The 16,865-nt window shown below is 67.5% G+C and carries 19 protein-coding genes, 2 tRNA genes and 1 pseudogene; 9 read left to right on the top strand and 13 right to left on the bottom strand.

Annotated elements, in window-relative coordinates; translation table 11 throughout:
- Positions 1-2: 2 nt before the first annotated feature.
- From ABGB18_RS41565 to ABGB18_RS41550, 4 genes are all read right to left on the bottom strand, one after another.
- Complete coding sequence (locus ABGB18_RS41565; RefSeq protein WP_347701206.1) at positions 3-293, bottom strand: transposase; 291 nt, start codon at positions 291-293, stop codon at positions 3-5.
- Complete coding sequence (locus ABGB18_RS41560; protein WP_347701208.1) at positions 181-675, bottom strand: hypothetical protein; 495 nt, start codon at positions 673-675, stop codon at positions 181-183. The genes ABGB18_RS41565 and ABGB18_RS41560 overlap by 113 nt, the downstream gene beginning before the upstream one ends.
- Positions 672-1,436, bottom strand: a complete 765-nt coding sequence (locus ABGB18_RS41555; RefSeq protein WP_347701180.1) for a transposase — start codon at positions 1,434-1,436, stop codon at positions 672-674. Before ABGB18_RS41555 ends, ABGB18_RS41560 begins: the two co-directional genes overlap by 4 nt.
- Positions 1,437-1,792: 356 nt before the next feature.
- Positions 1,793-1,865, bottom strand: a tRNA-Arg gene (locus ABGB18_RS41550).
- A gap of 1,017 nt (positions 1,866-2,882) precedes the next feature.
- On the opposite strand from ABGB18_RS41550, the gene ABGB18_RS41545 reads away from it, so the two are divergent.
- On the top strand, positions 2,883-3,905 hold the full coding sequence (locus tag ABGB18_RS41545; RefSeq protein WP_347701179.1) for a D-alanyl-D-alanine carboxypeptidase family protein: 1,023 nt from the start codon (positions 2,883-2,885) through the stop codon (positions 3,903-3,905).
- A 107-nt stretch (positions 3,906-4,012) separates the two neighbouring features.
- Here ABGB18_RS41545 and ABGB18_RS41540 read toward each other — a convergent pair whose 3' ends face one another.
- The 4 genes from ABGB18_RS41540 to ABGB18_RS41525 all read right to left on the bottom strand — a co-directional run bounded on the left by ABGB18_RS41540 (position 4,013) and on the right by ABGB18_RS41525 (position 6,522).
- A complete protein-coding gene (locus tag ABGB18_RS41540) occupies positions 4,013-4,411 on the bottom strand; it encodes a hypothetical protein (RefSeq protein WP_347701178.1) in 399 nt (132 codons plus the stop codon).
- Positions 4,412-4,712: 301 nt separating this feature from the next.
- Positions 4,713-5,111 carry a large conductance mechanosensitive channel protein MscL gene (gene mscL, locus ABGB18_RS41535; protein ID WP_347701177.1) on the bottom strand — a complete coding sequence of 133 codons (399 nt, stop codon included), beginning with the start codon at positions 5,109-5,111 and terminating at the stop codon, positions 4,713-4,715.
- A gap of 23 nt (positions 5,112-5,134) precedes the next feature.
- Positions 5,135-5,719: a flagellar biosynthesis protein FlgA gene (locus ABGB18_RS41530; protein ID WP_347701176.1), complete on the bottom strand. Its 585-nt coding sequence runs from the start codon at positions 5,717-5,719 to the stop codon at positions 5,135-5,137.
- Positions 5,716-6,522 carry an S-methyl-5'-thioadenosine phosphorylase gene (locus ABGB18_RS41525; protein WP_347701175.1) on the bottom strand — a complete coding sequence of 269 codons (807 nt, stop codon included), beginning with the start codon at positions 6,520-6,522 and terminating at the stop codon, positions 5,716-5,718. The genes ABGB18_RS41530 and ABGB18_RS41525 overlap by 4 nt, the downstream gene beginning before the upstream one ends.
- A gap of 326 nt (positions 6,523-6,848) precedes the next feature.
- Here ABGB18_RS41525 and ABGB18_RS41520 point away from each other — a divergent pair, with 326 nt between their 5' ends.
- A complete protein-coding gene (locus ABGB18_RS41520; protein WP_347701207.1) occupies positions 6,849-6,974 on the top strand; it encodes a hypothetical protein in 126 nt (41 codons plus the stop codon).
- Between the two features lie 14 nt (positions 6,975-6,988).
- Here ABGB18_RS41520 and ABGB18_RS41515 read toward each other — a convergent pair.
- The 3 genes and pseudogenes from ABGB18_RS41515 to ABGB18_RS41505 form a co-directional block, all read right to left on the bottom strand.
- Positions 6,989-7,129, bottom strand: a pseudogene (locus ABGB18_RS41515) (FmdB family zinc ribbon protein); the annotation flags it as partial.
- Positions 7,130-7,196: 67 nt separating this feature from the next.
- The gene (locus ABGB18_RS41510) at positions 7,197-8,702 is read right to left on the bottom strand and encodes a potassium/proton antiporter (protein WP_347701174.1); all 1,506 of its coding nucleotides are present in this window, start codon (positions 8,700-8,702) and stop codon (positions 7,197-7,199) included.
- A 23-nt stretch (positions 8,703-8,725) separates the two neighbouring features.
- Complete coding sequence (locus ABGB18_RS41505) at positions 8,726-9,295, bottom strand: 5-formyltetrahydrofolate cyclo-ligase (protein WP_347701173.1); 570 nt, start codon at positions 9,293-9,295, stop codon at positions 8,726-8,728.
- Positions 9,296-9,318: 23 nt separating this feature from the next.
- Here ABGB18_RS41505 and galU point away from each other — a divergent pair, with 23 nt between their 5' ends.
- The 7 genes from galU to ABGB18_RS41470 all read left to right on the top strand — a co-directional run bounded on the left by galU (position 9,319) and on the right by ABGB18_RS41470 (position 13,874).
- Positions 9,319-10,221 carry a UTP--glucose-1-phosphate uridylyltransferase GalU gene (gene galU, locus ABGB18_RS41500; protein WP_347701172.1) on the top strand — a complete coding sequence of 301 codons (903 nt, stop codon included), beginning with the start codon at positions 9,319-9,321 and terminating at the stop codon, positions 10,219-10,221.
- Entirely contained in the window at positions 10,208-11,395 is a 1,188-nt protein-coding gene (glp, locus tag ABGB18_RS41495; protein ID WP_347701171.1) for a gephyrin-like molybdotransferase Glp, read from the top strand. Before galU ends, glp begins: the two co-directional genes overlap by 14 nt.
- Positions 11,392-11,868 (top strand): cyclic pyranopterin monophosphate synthase MoaC, encoded by a 477-nt coding sequence (gene moaC / locus ABGB18_RS41490; protein WP_347701170.1) that lies wholly within the window; start codon positions 11,392-11,394, stop codon positions 11,866-11,868. The genes glp and moaC overlap by 4 nt, the downstream gene beginning before the upstream one ends.
- Positions 11,865-12,347, top strand: coding sequence for a MogA/MoaB family molybdenum cofactor biosynthesis protein (locus tag ABGB18_RS41485; RefSeq protein WP_347701169.1), 483 nt, complete (start codon positions 11,865-11,867; stop codon positions 12,345-12,347). Before moaC ends, ABGB18_RS41485 begins: the two co-directional genes overlap by 4 nt.
- 47 nt (positions 12,348-12,394) lie before the next feature.
- The gene (locus ABGB18_RS41480; RefSeq protein ID WP_347701205.1) at positions 12,395-13,048 is read left to right on the top strand and encodes a GNAT family protein; all 654 of its coding nucleotides are present in this window, start codon (positions 12,395-12,397) and stop codon (positions 13,046-13,048) included.
- 124 nt (positions 13,049-13,172) lie between these two features.
- Complete coding sequence (locus ABGB18_RS41475; RefSeq protein ID WP_347701168.1) at positions 13,173-13,751, top strand: hypothetical protein; 579 nt, start codon at positions 13,173-13,175, stop codon at positions 13,749-13,751.
- Between the two features lie 49 nt (positions 13,752-13,800).
- Positions 13,801-13,874: transfer RNA gene (locus tag ABGB18_RS41470), tRNA-Ala, on the top strand.
- Between the two features lie 247 nt (positions 13,875-14,121).
- Here the strand turns inward: ABGB18_RS41470 and ABGB18_RS41465 are convergent.
- Both ABGB18_RS41465 and ABGB18_RS41460 read right to left on the bottom strand, forming a co-directional pair.
- Positions 14,122-15,909, bottom strand: a complete 1,788-nt coding sequence (locus ABGB18_RS41465) for a hypothetical protein (RefSeq protein ID WP_347701167.1) — start codon at positions 15,907-15,909, stop codon at positions 14,122-14,124.
- Positions 15,906-16,829, bottom strand: a complete 924-nt coding sequence (locus tag ABGB18_RS41460) for a hypothetical protein (RefSeq protein WP_347701166.1) — start codon at positions 16,827-16,829, stop codon at positions 15,906-15,908. Before ABGB18_RS41460 ends, ABGB18_RS41465 begins: the two co-directional genes overlap by 4 nt.
- Positions 16,830-16,865: the final 36 nt, after the last annotated feature.

The raw sequence follows: 16,865 nt of genomic DNA, 5'->3' as shown, positions 1-16,865 counted from the left end.
GGTCAGGTGGGCACTGGCAGGGTGCACAGGCGCTGCCAGCAGATCAGGAACGCGTTCTTCCATGGCCAGGTGGCGCTGATGTTCAGGATGCGCCGGCGGGCGTGACACACCAGCCGGGCGGGCAGGTGCCACAGGCAGTAGCGGAGGGTCTGAGGTTCGGCGCGGGCCAGTTCCGCATCGTCATGCAGGCCAAGCAGCCGGGTCCAGGCGTCGAGGTCGGCCGCGAGGTTGCAGGTCAGCACCCAGCCGACGTTGACGTTCCAGGTCTTGGAAGGCAGGTTGCGCAGCCCCATGGCCTTGTTGGTGCGCACCCGCGAAGTCGAGGACCGCGAGCTGGTGGCTGCCGGGGATGCCGCGCAGGCCGCGAGGGCCGCGGTTGGTGGCGATGATCGCGTACTTCCAGCCGGTCTTCTTCTCCAGGCCGGTGAGCTGCGCCGCGTCGCGGGCCGAGGGTCGCACGCGGCGGACCAGCAACCTGACGCCCCACAGCGTGGCGCGTTCGTCCAGGCCGGTGAGCTCGGCCACCTGCGCGTGCTCGTGCACCTCGCCGTCCTGGCGGACGGCGGCCTGCCAGGCGGTCTCGGGCAGTTTGGCGATCGCTGTCTCATCGGTGTCGGTGATCTTCCAGCCGACGGTGAAGCGGACCGTGCGCCGGGTGGTGTTCAACCCCTTCATGTGCTCGACCAGGTCGTGTGTGGCTCCCGCGCCGTCGATCCGGATCCAGATCTTGGCCCGGAAGCCGTCGGGGATCTGCCTGTGGCCTCGGTCAGAACCCGCACGTGATCGACCACGGTGTTGGAGCCGGCCGATCCGGTGCGCAGCAACATCACCAGCGATTCGTGCGTGTTGGCGCACCAGGCGGCCAGCGGGTGAAACCCATAGCCCTTCTTGAACGTCGCCGAAGCACCCTGTTTGTCCGAGTGTGCGCTGATCAGCGTGGCGTCCAGGTCGATCACGATCCAGCCGGTCAGGACCTTTCCCGCCACCTCCAGCCACGGGAAACCCGTCTCGGTCGCGGCGACCAGATGCCACACGTGCCGCCGCACCCGAGCCCGAGCCCGGGCGATCCAGACCTGCAGCTGGTCCGACGTCCCGACGGGCTCCAGCACTCGCCGCACAGTGGAGTCCGAGGGCGGCTTGCCGAAGAGCAGCTCCTGATGGGCCAGCAGGGCGATCTGCCGCATGCTGTTGGCTCCCAGTGCGATCGCCACCGCGAGCTGGACCAGCACCACGCCCCGGTCCCACACCGGAGATCCGCCCAGCCGGGCGAACACACCGCCCAACGCCCCTGTTAACCCCGTCTGATCAGCGCATTTGCGCAGGAGCACGGCTCCCGCGTGTCCAACGAGCCCCTTGCTGTCCCCTCGTACAGACAAGCGGCGGTCCCATGCCGTAGCGTTCACCCGGAAGGTGCGTCCGTTCTGTGCGATGTTCATGATCTCAGCAGTCAGATCATCGCAGGTCGAAGGCACCTTCTTTAGTTATCGATCTTCAGAACGAAATACCGGCTGAATAGCCGAGGCCAGCCTATGAGGGAAGGCACGATGGTTCGTCGGTGTGCGGACGCGGTGCCCACGGCTGTGGATCCGTTGAGCCGTCCTGGATGGTTCACGAGCCGCAAACGGAGTCCCGACGTGCGGCAACGCCCTCAAGATCATCCCGCATATCTCCCGTGATCAACGTCCTACGGCTGCATACGGGTGCTCTGGGTGACCTATCAAGGGTCTGGAACGTAAAAGACCTGCGGCAGAGAAACCGCAGGTCAGAGGCCAAAATACCTGGTGGAGATGCGTGCCCCCGGCAGGATTCGAACCTGCGGCACCCGCTTTAGGAGAGCGGTGCTCTATCCCCTGAGCTACGGAGGCGGACTGCTGTAAGCCTAGCGAAAGTATGGCAGTGCGTGGGACGTGGGATCGAGATGAGTTTGGCTGAGTTGGTTATGTGTGCTCTGAGCTGCGGTAAAGGCATGACAAGTGATCAGATTCTTGCGCGAGGCGCGTGGATAGCGTTCGCCTGTGACCAGGAGGCGATGTAGGCAAGCCCGTCGGCGGCCCGTGGTGTTGTTCGGGGCCTTGTTGGCGCCGGCGATCCTTGCTGGGGGGTTGTTGGCTGGGGAGATGCGGGGGCTTGAGGCGAGGGTCGAGGGCTCCTCGGTGGTGGGGGGTGGCCGTGAGGGGTTGGCGTTTGAGCCGGTCCTCTTGCCTGAGCCGCCTCATCCTGATCGGCGGTATGAAGCCAGTTTGCCGGTGCCTGGTTGGGTGGTGCGCGAGTCGCGGGCTTCTGCTGTTGCTGGGGGGCGTGAGGGTTTGGGTGGGGAGCCGTTCACAGCTCCGCCGGTGCCCCCTTCAGCGCAGGCGCAGGCGCGGGTGCCTGTGCCTGCGCCTGCGCCTGCGCAGACGCGCGGTGGGTGTCCGGGGGAGTGGGTGGACACCTGGTTGTGGGAATTGTGTCGGCAGGAGGGGGAGGAGTTGGAAGGCGGGGTCGGTGATGCGTGGGCGACTGGTATGTGAAGTGGAGGGTGGTGATGTCGCCCTGCACGATGAGGCCGGCAAGGGCGCCGGTCGGCTGCCGGAGAGCCTGCGCAGCCCCTTTATCGCTTCGGGGTGGGGGTCGGTCGGTGTGAGTGATGGGGGCTGGGGCTCTTGTGTGAGCCGTGGGGTTGAAGGGGTGGGACTCCAGGTGGGTGGTCGGAGTTGTGGCTGGTTGGTGGGTATGGGGGTACAAAGTGGGCCTTTTGTCTCATATCAGCTCTCCGGAGTTCGGTCCGGGCACTCGGGGGGCTGTAGTAACGTGCGTGCCTGACCCGGGTAACGAGTTTGCAAACGGAGGAGTCGAACGTGCCAGCCCCTCGATCAGCGGGTCTGATCGCGGTCGTCATGGCCATGGCTTCTCTCTTCGTGCCGACTGTCGAGGCTCGGGCACAGGTGCAGGAGCGGAAAGATCCGTCGAACCTGACCGAGCTGCGTAAAGAGGCCGAGCGGTCGGCGAAGGAGCTTGAGGACGCTACCAAGGCCCTTGAGCAGCGGCGGGCGACTATCGCCTCCTCCGAGAAGGAGCTCAAGAGCAAGCTCACGACGTTGCAGGACATGGAGCAGAAGCTCGCGACCATGCGGCAGCCCGTGGCGCAGATGGTCGAGTTGCTGTACGAGCAGCCGATCGTGGCCAACGGGGTCTTTCCCTTCCTGACCGGGGGCGCCGATGAGCACACCTTGCGGGCGCTCAGTGATGCGACTCAGATCGTGACCGTGCGGCAGAAGGCCGTTGAGCGGACCAGCTTGCTCACCAAGGAGGCTGAGCGGCTGGCGGGCGAGGCTCAAGAGCTGCGGGCGGGGAACTTGCTGGCCGAGGCGCAGCTCGCGGCCGAGGTGGATACGCTTCGGCAGCGTTCGGACAAGATCGTGAAGTCGTTGACCGCCGCGCTGGTGAAGCTGGGGATCAAGGTTGACAAGGTGGGGCGGGCGGCGCTGGGGTGCAATCCGCTACGGGCGGCGACGGCCGACCAATATCCCAACGGGTTGATCCCTCAGGGCATGCTCTGTCCGTTGCAGCAGAAGGGGTTCAGTCTGAGGGCTGACGCGACGATCGCGTTCGTGAGTCTGAACGAGGCTTTTCGGCGGAGGTTCGGCAAGCCCATGTGCGTGACCGATGCTTATCGCAGCCTTGCCGAGCAGCAGTCCATCTACTATCGGCGGCCGGGGTTCGCGGCTGTGCCCGGGCGGAGCAACCACGGGCTGGGGCTGGCGGTGGATCTGTGTGGCGGGGTGGAGAGGTCCGGGTCCACTGAGTTCGTGTGGATGGAGAAGAACTCGAAGAGGTACGGGTGGTTTCATCCCTCGTGGGCCTACAGCAACCCGTTCGAGCCATGGCATTGGGAGTACGATCCCAAGATCGACAAGCTTCTCTAGGATCTTCCGCTTGGGCTCTCCGGGGTTTGGGGTGCGTCGGGGTGATGTGGTTCCTGCGTGGTCGGTGGGAGCCCCTGGCGCTCCAGCGGCCAGGGGCCCCCACCGGGCTATGCGCCATGTTTTTCCAGCAGGCGATCGAGTCTGAGGCCCAGCTCGATCATTTCGCAGCGCAGCGAGTCGAACTTCTGCTCTATGTCGGAGCGGGTGGCGGTCAAAAGGTCGTACGCGTGCCATCGGAGGCCGGTGACCTCGACATTGAGGGCTGCGATGTCCTGGCTCATCTCGGTTTGGAACTTCGCTATGTGGGCCTTCACCTCAGTGACGGCGATTGATCTCGCGGTGATGTCGGTTTGTATGCATTCCGGGCCCGTGTTGCGTGCCGCCGGAATGTTCGAGTGCCGACGTTGCGACTCGACGTCGCCGGATCCTGCCTCACCGGAACGTGCGGTCGCTTCGAGGGCTTCCATACGGAGCTTCAGATCCAGAATCTCCGCTTCTACGTCCACTTACCCTTACCCTTACGGTAGCTGGAAGGGATCCCACGCCCTTGGCGGCCGGGTCCCACTTTCTGTGAGCCCATCGTCGCAGCTAGTTCAAGATCCTGGCGATCGGTAGTGGCGACTGGGGGTGTGTTTTCCTCTCCCTGCGGTGTAGCGGAGATCGACGACGGATCAAGTCTTTGATCAGTGGGTGGCGACCGAAGGGGGTGATCGGTCATCTACCTGCCAACTGCGGGGATGGCATTGCATATGCCTCACCTACGGAGAGGGTGGGCGGAGTTCGCCGACCGCCTGGTGGCGGTATGCGCTAGGCCGCGATGATCGCGGAGCTGCAGAAGGCGCAGCGGGAGGCGGCTTTCGGGATCTCGGACAGGCATTCCGGGCACTCACGGGTTTTCGACTCGACCTTGGCGGCTCTGCGGTCCTTGAGATGTGTGAACGGCTTCACCACCAGGAAATAAATCACCGCCGCGACCATCAGGAACGAGATGACCGCGTTGATGAAGTTGCCGTACATGAAGTTGGACTGGCCGACTGTGACCTTGAGCGAGGAGAAGTCGGGCAGGCCGCCGAACGCCGAGATCAGCGGGGTGAGAAGGTCGGCCACCAAGGACTGGACGATCGCGTTGAACGCCGCTCCGATGACAACCGCCACGGCCAGGTCGATGACGTTTCCTTGCATGAGGAACTTCTTGAATCCGTTCATGACGAAGGATCGTATCCGAGACATTACTGTGGGTCAGGGTTGATCGTTATCGAGAGGTGGCCGCCGGTCTGGGCGGAGGCCAGGTCGGCCGCTTGGGTCGGGGTCGTCGCCAGTACGAGTAACGTGCCGTGGCTGTCGTCGCCGTCTGCTGCGGGGATCGTGATGACGGTGATGTCTTCGGCGATCGTGTGGGCCGGTTGGCCTTCCTCCCAGGCCGCCAGGATGCCGATCGTGGAGCCGGGGGAGAGGAGCTTCGCGGCTGACGGGTCCGCGATGCGCACAGGGGTCGCGACCATGCCCGGAGGAAGAGGGTATGAGCGGAGGAGGCGGACGTCTGTCAGCGGCTCGCCTTTGCGCATGGGGGCTGCCAGCATCTGGCCGGCGGCCGACGTGCGGACTGCGCCTGCCGGAGGGTGGTTGAGCGGGGTCGGGTGGAGGTCGCCCGGACTCAGGCGGCCGGGGGAGAGATCGCGGGCGGCCACCAGGACCGTGGCGGGTGGTGGGGCCGGTCGGGTGGCGAGGAAGGCGGAAATCACGGCCAGGGCGGCCAGCACCGCCGCGATGAGGCGGCGGCGACGGCCGAAGCGCTGCATCCAGGTCTGGATCACGGTAGCTCGAAGGGCAGCTTGATGCCGTCGAGGGCGGAACCGCAGGGGCAGGTGCGCTCTTCGGGAAGGGCTTGCACGGTCTGGGCCACCAATGTGCGCATGCGGGTGACGTTTTGGGCGAAGAACTCCAGGACCTCGTCATGGGTGACGCCCTGGCCGGCCTCCACCCCGGCGTCGTGGTCGGTCACCAGGGACAGCGTGGTGTAGCAGAGGGCCAGCTCGCGGGCCAGCACCGCCTCGGGGAAACCGGTCATGCCCACGATCGACCAGCCGTTGCCCGCGAACCACTGCGACTCGGCCCGCGTGGAGAAGCGCGGACCCTCGATCACCACCAGAGTGCCGCCGTCGACGGTTTCCCAGCCGCCGGATCTCGCGGTCTCCACGGCCGCGGCTCGGCCCGACGGGCAGTATGGGTCGGCGAAGGACACGTGGACTGCGCCGTCTGTGTCGTAATAGGTCTGGACGCGGCCTGAGGTGCGGTCTACGAGTTGGTCGGGGATGACCAAGGCCCCCGGGCCGTATTCGGCTCTCAGCGAGCCTACGGCGCTGGGGGCGAGCACCTGGCGGACGCCGAGTGAGCGCAGCGCCCAGAGGTTGGCGCGATAGGGGATGCGGTGCGGTGGGAAACGGTGATCGCGGCCGTGCCGTGGGATGAATGCCACGGAACGGGCGCCGATGCGTCCTACTGTGACGACATCGCTTGGGGTGCCGTAGGGGGTGGCGACCTCGATCTGCTCCGCGTCGTCGAGAAGCGAATAGAAACCCGAGCCGCCGATGACGCCGATGTCTGCGCGAGTGACCATGGCGCTGAGATTAGTCGGAGTGGGGGAGGGCCAGGGTCGGCGGAATCGCGTTCTGTGGATAACGCTGTTGCCGGGGCGCTGAGCTGTGAGCACCCAGGCGGTGCGCCCTGCGCCCTCCACCCTACTTCGGTGATGTGGTGTGGTTTGGCGGCAGCCCCGGGCCGGCTTCGGAGCGCGAGGGAGTGGCCGAGGCCGGCTTCTGGACGGTGGGGTGCGAGCCGAGGCGAGCTTCAGGCCGCTGCGAACAGGGGCCGAGCTCTGCCTCGGGCGCCGGTCAAGACGGCCTCAGGTGAGCGAGAGGTCAGCTCGAGGCCGCGGCTGGGGCGGTGGCCGGGGTCGACGAGGTGGACCCGGAGCTCGAACCGGAGTCGCCCGACTTGGTCTCGGAGGTCTTCGACGAGGAAGAAGACGCGGAGGACGAGGACGACGAGGAGCGGTTGTCCGTCTTGTAGAAGCCGGACCCCTTGAACACGATGCCGACGGCGGAGAACACCTTCCGCAGGTTTCCCTGACAGTTCGGGCAAACCTTCAGCGCATCGTCGGTGAACTTCTGAACGACCTCGAGCTGCTGCCCACAGTCGTTGCAGGCGTACTGGTATGTCGGCACGCGCTCCTCCTTCAGATCTGGCACTCGAGCGATGCGACTGCTAATGCTAACCGATTGGGCCAAACACCTATTCCAACCCCCGTTCCCCGTACCATCCCGCCAGCTTGCCGCGGCGGCTCACGGCGCGCAGGCGGCGCTCGACCTGGTCGCGGCAGACGGCGGTGGTGACGAGCAGGAGCTGGTCGTTCGCCCGGATTCTGGTGGTGGTGGCTGGTACGAACGATTTGCCGTCGCGTACCACCAGGGTCACCGCGGCGCCGGCGGGGAGGCGGAGCTCGAAGATCTCCACGCCGTGCAGGAGCGAGCCGGTCGGGACCTTGATCTGCAGCAGGTCCGCCTTGAGCTCTTCCAGCGGAGCGGACTCCACGGACAGGTCGTGCGCCTCGCCGGGCGCGCTCACCCCGAGCAGCCGGGCCGCGAACGGCAGCGTCGGCCCCTGGAGCAGCGTGAACACGATGACGATCACGAAGACCTCGTTGAAGATCTCCTTGGAGCCCTCGACGCCGGAGGCCCACGGAATGGTCGCGAGCACGATCGGGATCGCGCCGCGCAGCCCGGCCCACGACAGGAACGCCTGGTCCCGCCAGCTCACCAGCCCCAGTCGCAGCACCCACGCCAGCAGGGAACTCACCAGTACGGACAGCGGCCGGGCCAGGAGCACCAGGACGCTCCCGGCGATCAGGCCGGGCACGATGGCGGTCGGCATCTCCTCCGGACTGGCCAGCAGGCCCAGCATGACGAACAGCCCGATCTGCGCCAGCCACGCCGCTCCCTCGGCGAACCCCCTGGTCGCCGCCCGGTGCGGCAGCCGCGAGTTGCCCAGGATCAGCGCCGTCAGGTAGACGGCCAGGAAACCGGAGCCGTGCAGCAGCACCGCGCCGCCGTACGAGACGAAGGTGAGCGCCAGCACGGCGATGGGATAGAGGCCGGAGGCGGGCAGGGCGACGCGGCGCAGCGCGTATGCGCCCGCGGGGCCGATGGCCAGGCCGACCGCGGCACCGATGACCAGCTCGACCGCGGTCTCCAGCAGGAACTGTCCCACGGTCGCAGGGGTCTGCGAGGCCCCGCTGAGCAGTACGACGGCGATGACGGTGGGCGCGTCGTTGAAGCCGGACTCCGCCTCCAGCACGCCCGCCAGCCGCGGCGGCAACGGCAACCGGCGCAGCACGGAGAAGACCGCCGCGGCGTCGGTGGAGGCCAGCACCACGCCCAGAATGAGCGCGGTCGTCCGGTCGATCCCCAGCAGGGTCTCCACGACCAGCGCCACCACGATGATGCTGACCGCCACGCCTGCGGTCGCCAGCACCACGGCCATGGGGACAGACCGCCGCACATGCGACCAATTGGTGGTGAGACCACCTTCAGCCAGGATTACGGCCAGAGCCGTCAGGCCGATGTGCTGGGCGAGTTGTGGATTGTCAAAAGGGATTCCGAATCCGGATTCGCCAAGAAGCAGGCCGAAGCCCAGGAACACCAGAAGGCTGGGAAGACCGGTGCGATGCGCGATGCGTACGAAGCCGATGGCCGCGATGACAATTGCGCCGCCAAGAAGAAGCCAGACATCAACGGTCATCTGGCTCCCTCCTGTCACTGTGTTCACATAAGACTAGTGAGTCCGTCCGGTGTCATCGCAAAACGAACATGACAATCGTGCGGCTCCGTCGGAACACCTTCGACCAACTCCCCGTCGTGCAGCAACGCCACAGTGGGTACGTTCGGGCCGACCCTGGCCAGGGCCCGGTCGTACGAGCCGCCGCCACGGCCGAGGCGCACCCCCGTGCGCCTGTCCACGGCCAGCGCGGGCACGATCACGAGCGCGGCGGTACGGATGGCGTCCACGCCGCGGCGCGTGTCGACCGGCTCCATAATCCCGTAACGACCCGGGGCAAGGGTGTCCGGCCCGTCGTACACAGCCCAATCCAGATCATTATCCGCACGAAGCACGGGAAGGATCACCGTCGCGCCGTGTTTCCAGAGAGCGAACACCAACCCGTGCGTATCCGGCTCCGACCCCGTTGACCAGTAGCAGGCCACCAGGCCGGCCATCTGAACCCAGGGTTGGTCGAGCAGTGTTTCGCGGACCTTGATGGCGTTTGTACGCAGTTGTTCTGGGGAGAGCGAGGTACGCGCGGCGTTGATCTCGCGGCGCAGTTTCAGCTTGTCCACAGGCACTCCACTAGGGTCTACTCATGGCTGACTTCGAACCTGTGACGAAAGCCGTTGTGCCCGCCGCGGGTCTGGGCACCCGGTTCCTCCCGGCGACCAAGGCGACACCCAAGGAGATGTTGCCCATCGTCGACAAGCCCGCGATCCAGTATGTCGTTGAGGAGGCGGCCTCCGCCGGGCTCCTCGACGTGCTCATGGTCACGGGCAAAAACAAGCGGTCTATCGAGGACCATTTCGACCGTGCGTTCGAGCTGGAGGAGGCCCTTGAGGCCAAGGGCGACGAGCACCGGCTGTCCCAGGTCCGGGAGCCCGCCTCGCTCGCGACCCTCCACTATGTGCGCCAGGGCGAGCCGAAGGGGCTCGGTCACGCCGTGCTGTGCGCGAAGCACCACGTGGGTGATCACCCGTTCGCGTGTCTGCTCGGCGACGATCTGATCGACAACCGCGACGCGCTGCTCAAGCGCATGATCGAGGTGCGTGACACGTTCGGGGGGAGCGTGATCGCGCTGATGGAGGTGCCGAGGGAGCAGGTCTCGCTCTACGGCGTCGCGACCATCGAGGCGACCGCCGAGGATGACGTCGTCCGCGTGACCGACCTGGTGGAGAAGCCGCCGGCCGACGAGGCGCCGTCCAATTGGGCGATCATTGGGCGCTATGTGATCGATCCGGCGGTGTTCGAGGTGCTGGAGAACACACCGCCGGGGCGCGGGGGCGAGATCCAGCTCACCGACGCGCTGCGCACGCTCGCGACCCGTGGCCACGACGAGGGCGGGCCCGTCCACGGGGTGCTGTTCAGAGGCCGCCGCTATGACACCGGTGACAAGCTCGACTATTTGCGGACGGTGGTGAAGTTCGCCGCGGATCGGGAGGATCTTGCACCGGATTTCGTGCCGTGGCTGCGGGAGTTCCTCGATGAAATCGGTTGAGACGCATCTGGCCGAGATCCTGGCCACGATTCGTCCGCTGGCGCCGCTGGAGCTGGAGCTGGAGCAGACGCTCGGGACGACGCTGGCCGAGGAGGTCACGTCGCCGGTGCCTCTGCCGCCGTTCGACAATTCGGCCATGGACGGCTATGCCGTGCGGGCCGCGGACGTGGCCGGGGCGCCGGTCAGGCTGCCGGTGATCGACGACGTGGCGGCCGGGTCCGTGGAGTTGCGGGCCGTCGGGCCGGGCCATGCCGTACGCATCATGACCGGGGCGCCGCTGCCCGCCGGGGCCGATGCCGTGGTGCCGGTGGAGTGGACGGACGGCGGGACCGCCTCCGTGCTGATCGATCGCCCGGTCGAGGCCGGCAACGCGATCCGGCGGGCGGGCGAGGACGTGCAGGCCGGTGAGATCGTCCTCAAACCGGGCATCGTGATCGGCCCCGCGCAACTTGGCATCATCGCCGGGGTGGGGCGGCGGCGGGTCTGGGCTCGGCCGCGGCCCCGGGTCGTCGTCATCTCCACCGGTGCCGAGCTCATCGAGCCGGGCACGTCGCTGCTGCCCGGACAGATCTGGGACTCCAACAGCTACACCCTGGCCGCCGCCGTGCGCGAAGCGGGTGGGGAGGGCTTCCGCGCGGGGTCCGTGGAGGACGATCCGGCCGTGCTGCTCGATCAGCTCGACACCCATCTCGTACGCGCCGACGCCATCATCACCAGCGGCGGCGTGTCCATGGGAGCGTACGAGCCGGTCAAGGAGGCTCTGTCCCCGCTCGGCACGGTCCGGTTCGAGAAGGTGGCGATGCAGCCGGGGATGCCGCAGGGGTTCGGTGTCCTGGGGGAGGACCGGGTGCCGATCTTCGCCCTTCCCGGCAATCCGGTGTCGTCCTTCGTGTCCTTCCAGCTCTTCGTACGCCCCGCTCTGAACAAGATGCGCGGACTGTCCGGCGAGGTGCTGGAGACGGTGACCGCGCGGCTCACGGGCAAGCTGCGCTCGCCTGCCGGGCGGCGGTCGTTCCTGCGTGGCGTGCTGGCCTCCGACGGCACGGTGTCGCCGGTGCACGGGCAGGGCTCCCACCAGCTCGCCTCTCTGGCGCTGGCGAACGCGCTGATCGTGGTGCCCGAAGACGTGACCGAGGTGGCCGAGGGGACTTCGGTGGAGGTGATCCGGATTTGAGCGAGTTCACCCATATCGACGAGACCGGTGCCGCCCGCATGGTGGACGTCTCCGCCAAGGACGTGTCGGCTCGTTCGGCCACGGCCACCGGGCGGGTGCTGCTGTCGGCCGAGGTGGTGGAGCTGCTGCGGTCGGGGGAGGTGCCCAAGGGTGACGCGCTGGGGGTGGCGCGGATCGCGGGGATCATGGGGGCGAAGCGGACGCCCGATCTCATTCCGCTCTGCCATCCGATCGCCCTGCACGGGGTGAAGGTCACCCTGGACGTGGAGGACTGGGGCGTGGGGATCACGTGCCGGGTGAAGACGGCCGATCGCACCGGGGTGGAGATGGAGGCGTTGACGGCGGTTTCGGTGGCCGCGCTGGCGCTGATCGACATGGTCAAGGCGGTAGATCCGGGCGCGGTGATCACTGACGTACGGGTGGAGGAGAAGCTGGGCGGCAAGACCGGTCGCTGGACCAGGGAGCCGGCATGATCCGGGCGCTGGTGATCACCGTGTCGAACCGGGCGTCGGCCGGAGTTTATGAGGACAAATCCGGACCGCTGCTCGCCGAGCTGCTGCGGGGCGACGCGGGGTGCGACGAGGTGGCAGGGCCCGTGGTGGTGCCCGACGGCGAGCCCGTGGAAAGGGCGTTGCGTGACGGGCTGGCGGGCGGCTACGACGTCATCGTGACCACCGGGGGGACCGGGCTGACGCCCATGGATCTGACTCCGGAGATGACGGCCAGGGTCATTTCTCGGGAAATTCCCGGTATAGCCGAGGCCATCAGACTGTCAAATCGCGAAAAAGTGCCTACTTCGGTCTTGTCCAGAGGACTGGCGGGACAGGCGGGCGACACCTTGATCGTAAATTTGCCCGGATCGTCCGGTGGGGTGCGTGATGGCGTCGCCGTGCTCGCGCCGATTCTGCGGCACGCGGTTGATCAGATCCGAGGTGGTGATCACCCCCGCTGACCTTGGATTCGGTGATCCGTGGCGACATCGTCCGCGATGGGGGGATGATGAGAGGTGTGGATCGACTTCGTGGCTGGCCGGCAATCCTCAACGAAGGTCCGGTAGGCCTTCGGCCGCTACGGCTGGGTGACGTACGCGTGTGGCGTGAAACTCGGTTGCGTAACGCCGACTGGCTACGTCCCTGGGAGCCGAGCAATCCTGAGACACCCCTGTTCAGGACCGGGCTCGGCCCCTACATCTCCATGGTCGGCACCCTGCGGCGCGAGGCGCGGCAGGGGCTGGCGTTGCCCTGGGTGATCACATACGGTGGCCGGTTCGCGGGGCAGTTGACCGTGGGGGCCGTCGTGTGGGGATCTGCCCGTTCTGCCCAGGTCGGCTACTGGGTCGACGGCGGCCTGGCCGGCCGCGGCATCACGCCCACCGCCCTCGCCATGGCCGTTGACCACTGCTTTTTCACCACCGGGTTGCATCGGCTGGAAGCGAACATCCGTCCCGAGAATCAAGCCAGCCGTAGGGTGGTTGAGAAGCTCGGTTTCCGGGAAGAAGGCATTCGGCGTCGCCAACTCCACATCGACGGAGCCTGGCGCGACCACATTTGCTACGCGCTGACCGTCGAGGACGTTCCTGGCGGGCTGCTCGTGCAGTGGCGTCGCGCTCGTGAGTCAGCCGCTCACGGGGGGTCTCCCGTCGAAGAGGTTTGACGATCTCGCGACACACCGCACCGAATGCTCGTCAATCAGTGACACGCGGTCTTACGGTGCGTGACGTGAGCACATTGATGGCGCGACGAGCACACTCGCGTCTTTGTGCTGTCCGGAGGTGGCCGTGAGCAGCGTCCTCCTCTATTTGGCCATCGTCGTTATGTGGCTCTGCGTCCTCATTCCGATGTGGTTGCGCAGAGACAAGACGAACCTTGCCGAACTGGCCGAGCTCGAAGAGCACTACACCGGCGAACACGCCCTGCCCGACCTCGACAACCTCGCCCCTTCAGACGGTGACGAGGACGACGGGACCGCCGAGGTCGAGAAGGTCGACGTCCGCCAGTTCCGGTTGCGCCGCCGCGCCATCATCGTGGCCCGCCGGCGCCGCCTGCTGTTCTTCACCGCCCTGCTGGTGCTGGCCTCCGTGGTGACGGCCGCGGTCAAGATGATCCCGTGGTGGGGCGTGGCGCCCTCTGGGGTCATCATGCTGGTGTACGCGGCGTTCTTGCGCATCGCCGTACAGGTGGACAGGGAACGCCGCGAACGCGCCCGCCTGGCGCGCGCGGAGCGGCGACGGCGGACCCGCGAGCAGCAGCGCGTGGCGGAAGAGGCACAGGCCGAGATCATCGATCTCGCGTCCCTGCACGTGGACGTCCTCTTCGATCAGTACGCCGAGCCGCCCAAGCGGGCGGTGGGGGACTGAATGGGTGGCGCGAGGACCCCTGGGAGTTTGCTAATCTAATCAAGTCCTTGGGGATGTAGCGCAGTCCGGTAGCGCACTTCGTTCGCATCGAAGGGGTCAGGGGTTCGAATCCCCTCATCTCCACCCAGGGCCGTTCTCGAAACGGCCGGACTGAAGTTGACGGGATCCCGTCCGATCTTGGTGATCGGGCGGGATCTTGTCGTTTCAGGAGTTTCCGAATCGAGTTCGTCCTGGTTTGGGAACCGCGGAGTAGGTGTCCGGGAAGGCCCGGGTGGTGTCAGGCCGCTGGTGGAGGACCGACATTCGGCCGTTGGGCATGGCGAAGCCGACGGTGGGCTGGGCGTTGCGGTGGGGTGGCGGGTTTTGCGGCTTATGGTGCGGGTGGTGGCCTGCTCTGGGCGGCGGGTGGCGTGCCGTCGAAGGGTCCGGCTGGAGTCTGTGGAGTGTCGGCGAGTGTGACGGGCTCGCCTTGAGGCTGGTGGATGTGGCGCCACTGGTCGAGGAAGTGGTCGTTGGCCACGGTGACGAGCAGCGCGACCAGGATGGTCTGGGCGACGCGGCCGTGGGCGAGCCGGCTCTTGGGGTCACTCAGGTCGAGGTCGTGGCCCTTGAGACGGCCGTTCAGTCCCTCCGCCATCGCCCTGACGGTGGAGTACGTTCCCCGCCACGATGGGCTGAGGTAGGCCAGGTCCTGGCGGAACTTGTCGAGGTGGCCGAGGTCGTCGGGGTGCAGGGTGATGGTCTGCTGGTGGCAGATCTTCGGCAGATCGCGGGTTTTATGGTCGGGTGCCGGGGTCAGCACGCGGGGTTTGGCTGCGACGTGGGCGGCTCTCTGCCGGGCGTCGGTCAGGTCGACGGCAGTGGCGCGGATAGGCCCGCGCTGGTGGAGGCGGTCGAAGCGGGGGCAGGTGACCGACGGGGAGGTGCCTGCTGCCGGGCATTGGAAGCGGAGGGCGCCGCTTGGATTCGCGTTCTGCTTGAGGCGCAGCAAGTACGGCTCTCGCGCGGCGATCAGCGCGGTGAGTTCCTCCGACGGGGCGCGGATGGCGGCGTCGTCCAGGCCGGAGGTGGCGCGGGCGAGCCTGTCGGGCATCAGCGGGCAGGCCGGGGAGCCGTCGATAAGCAGGGCGCCGTGGGCACTGCCCTGCACTCCCCGCTGATCCACTTTGTAATCGAGGGCGAGTTTGTAGCCGAGTTCGCGTGCAGGCCGGGCGAAATGATCGGCGGCCTGATCGGTGTAGGCGCGGTCGACGACGGCGAAGGCGGCGGGCAAGCCGAGCTCGGCCAGTGGGCGCAGAGTGGTGATGGCATCGGCGCCGATGCGTTTGTGCGGGGTGTCGAGGACCAGACCGAGCGCCAGTTGCGGGAAAGAGCCAGGAGTCGAGCGGGTGCGGGCGGCGACGGTGAGGGTGGCGCTGTAGCCGTACTCGGGTGGGCCGTTGCCGGCGGAGTGGTGCCATCCTGCGGTGATCTCGGTGGAGGCGAGGAGTTCGCCGGTGGAGCGGCGGGCCCGGGGTGGGCGGGCGAAGACCGGGGCGACGGTGGTGTCGATGCCGACATCGCCGCGGAAGTGACGGAGGTAGCCCCGGCCTTTGGCCCAGCGCACTGGGGTGAGCACCAGCGCGGTGACGATGTCCTGCAGCAGGTCCCGCTTGCGCGAGTGTGCTGGGTCATCGTCCTCCCAGGCGGCGGCCAGCGCGTCGGCCTGATGCTGGGGCAGGCGGGCGCGCCGATCGTGGCGGGCTGGATCCAGCACGGTGGTCAGCCGGTCGAAGGCCCGGTAGAAGCGGCGGGAAGAGGCGAGCACCTGATGGACATCTTCGGGGTTGATGTCGGGCAGGCCGAGCCGGTGGCGTGCGGCGGCGGTCAGGCAGAACGCGGCGATCCGCCAGGCCTCGACGAGAGTGGCCTTGCCGGTGTGGTTGATGGACAGCAGCAGGCAGGTCAGCACCGCGGCGATGGGCAGCCCGGGCGGGCCGGGCCTGGAGCCGAGCTCGTCGTCGATCAGCGGCAGGATGCCGGAGTCGTCCAGCAGCCGGGCGTAGTGACTGACGACGGCGTCGGGGATCTGCGCCGTCTGCTTGGCAGGTGGCCGGGGTCGGGTAGCTCGGGCTCGGGTGGTGCGCGGCGGCCAGGCGCGTGGCTGCGCCGTACTCACCTGGTGCGGCCGCGCAGTAGCGCGACCGCGGCGGGCTCGTCCAAAGCTGGGACGAAATGCTGGTAGCGGGCCAGCGCGGAGACGCTCATCCCGGCCGCGGCGGCCACTACTCCCAGGTCGATGCGGGCGCTCAGCAGTTCGACGATCCAGGAGGAGCGCAGTCGGCGCACCGACAGGGCGGGCAGGCCGCCGGTCGGGGTGTGGCGGGCGGTCCAGGAGCTGAACAGGTTCTTGGCGTGCCGGGTGGTGCGCCCGGGCCGGAATACGAACCGGTCGCCTGGCTGGTCGGCGGCGCGGGCCAGGACGTCTTCCCAGGTGGCGCGGCAGACGATCAGCCGCTCGGCGCCGGGGACGGCGACCACGATCGCGCCGGAATCCAGGCGGCGCAGATGTCCCGTCTGGACGGCGGCGACCTCTCCGGAGGTCAGGCCGCAACCGGAGGCGAGCGCTATCAACGCCAGAGCGTCGCCCCTGGCCTGGCCGGGCAGGCGTTCGGCCCAGCCGCGCAGGCGGCCGAGCTGGATCGGCGAGTAGGGCGGGCTGACCCTTTTGGGCGCTGTCATCGGCGGCGGGGCCTGTTCGCCGCGTTCCAGCCAGGCCAGCGTGGCGCGCATGTGCCGCAGCCAGCTGCGGTAGGTCTGCGCCGAACTCGGGGCCAGGTCGGTGCAGCCGCTCAGGACGAACGCGTCGATCGTCTCGTGCCGCAACCACACTTCCGGGTCATCCGGCAGGCCAGAGCGGTGACACCACACGGCCAGTCGGGTGGTCGCGGTGAGCAGCCGTTCCACCCGGTAGGGGGAGCGGTCGGCGCTGGCGGCGACCAGCATCCGCACGTGCCCTGCGACAAGGTCCCATTCCGGCTGGGGTTTCTGCGGCCGGTAGCCGGTGATCGTGGCCGAGGTCTCCGCATCGAGGGTCACACCCCATCCATAGCGGCAAGACAACCTGCCGTTACG

It is taken from the genome of Nonomuraea sp. B12E4 (genome assembly GCF_039871825.1).
Taxonomy (GTDB): domain Bacteria; phylum Actinomycetota; class Actinomycetes; order Streptosporangiales; family Streptosporangiaceae; genus Nonomuraea.
The sequence above is the reverse complement of the archived record's forward strand: the minus strand, read 5'-3'. Positions and strand labels throughout refer to the sequence as shown.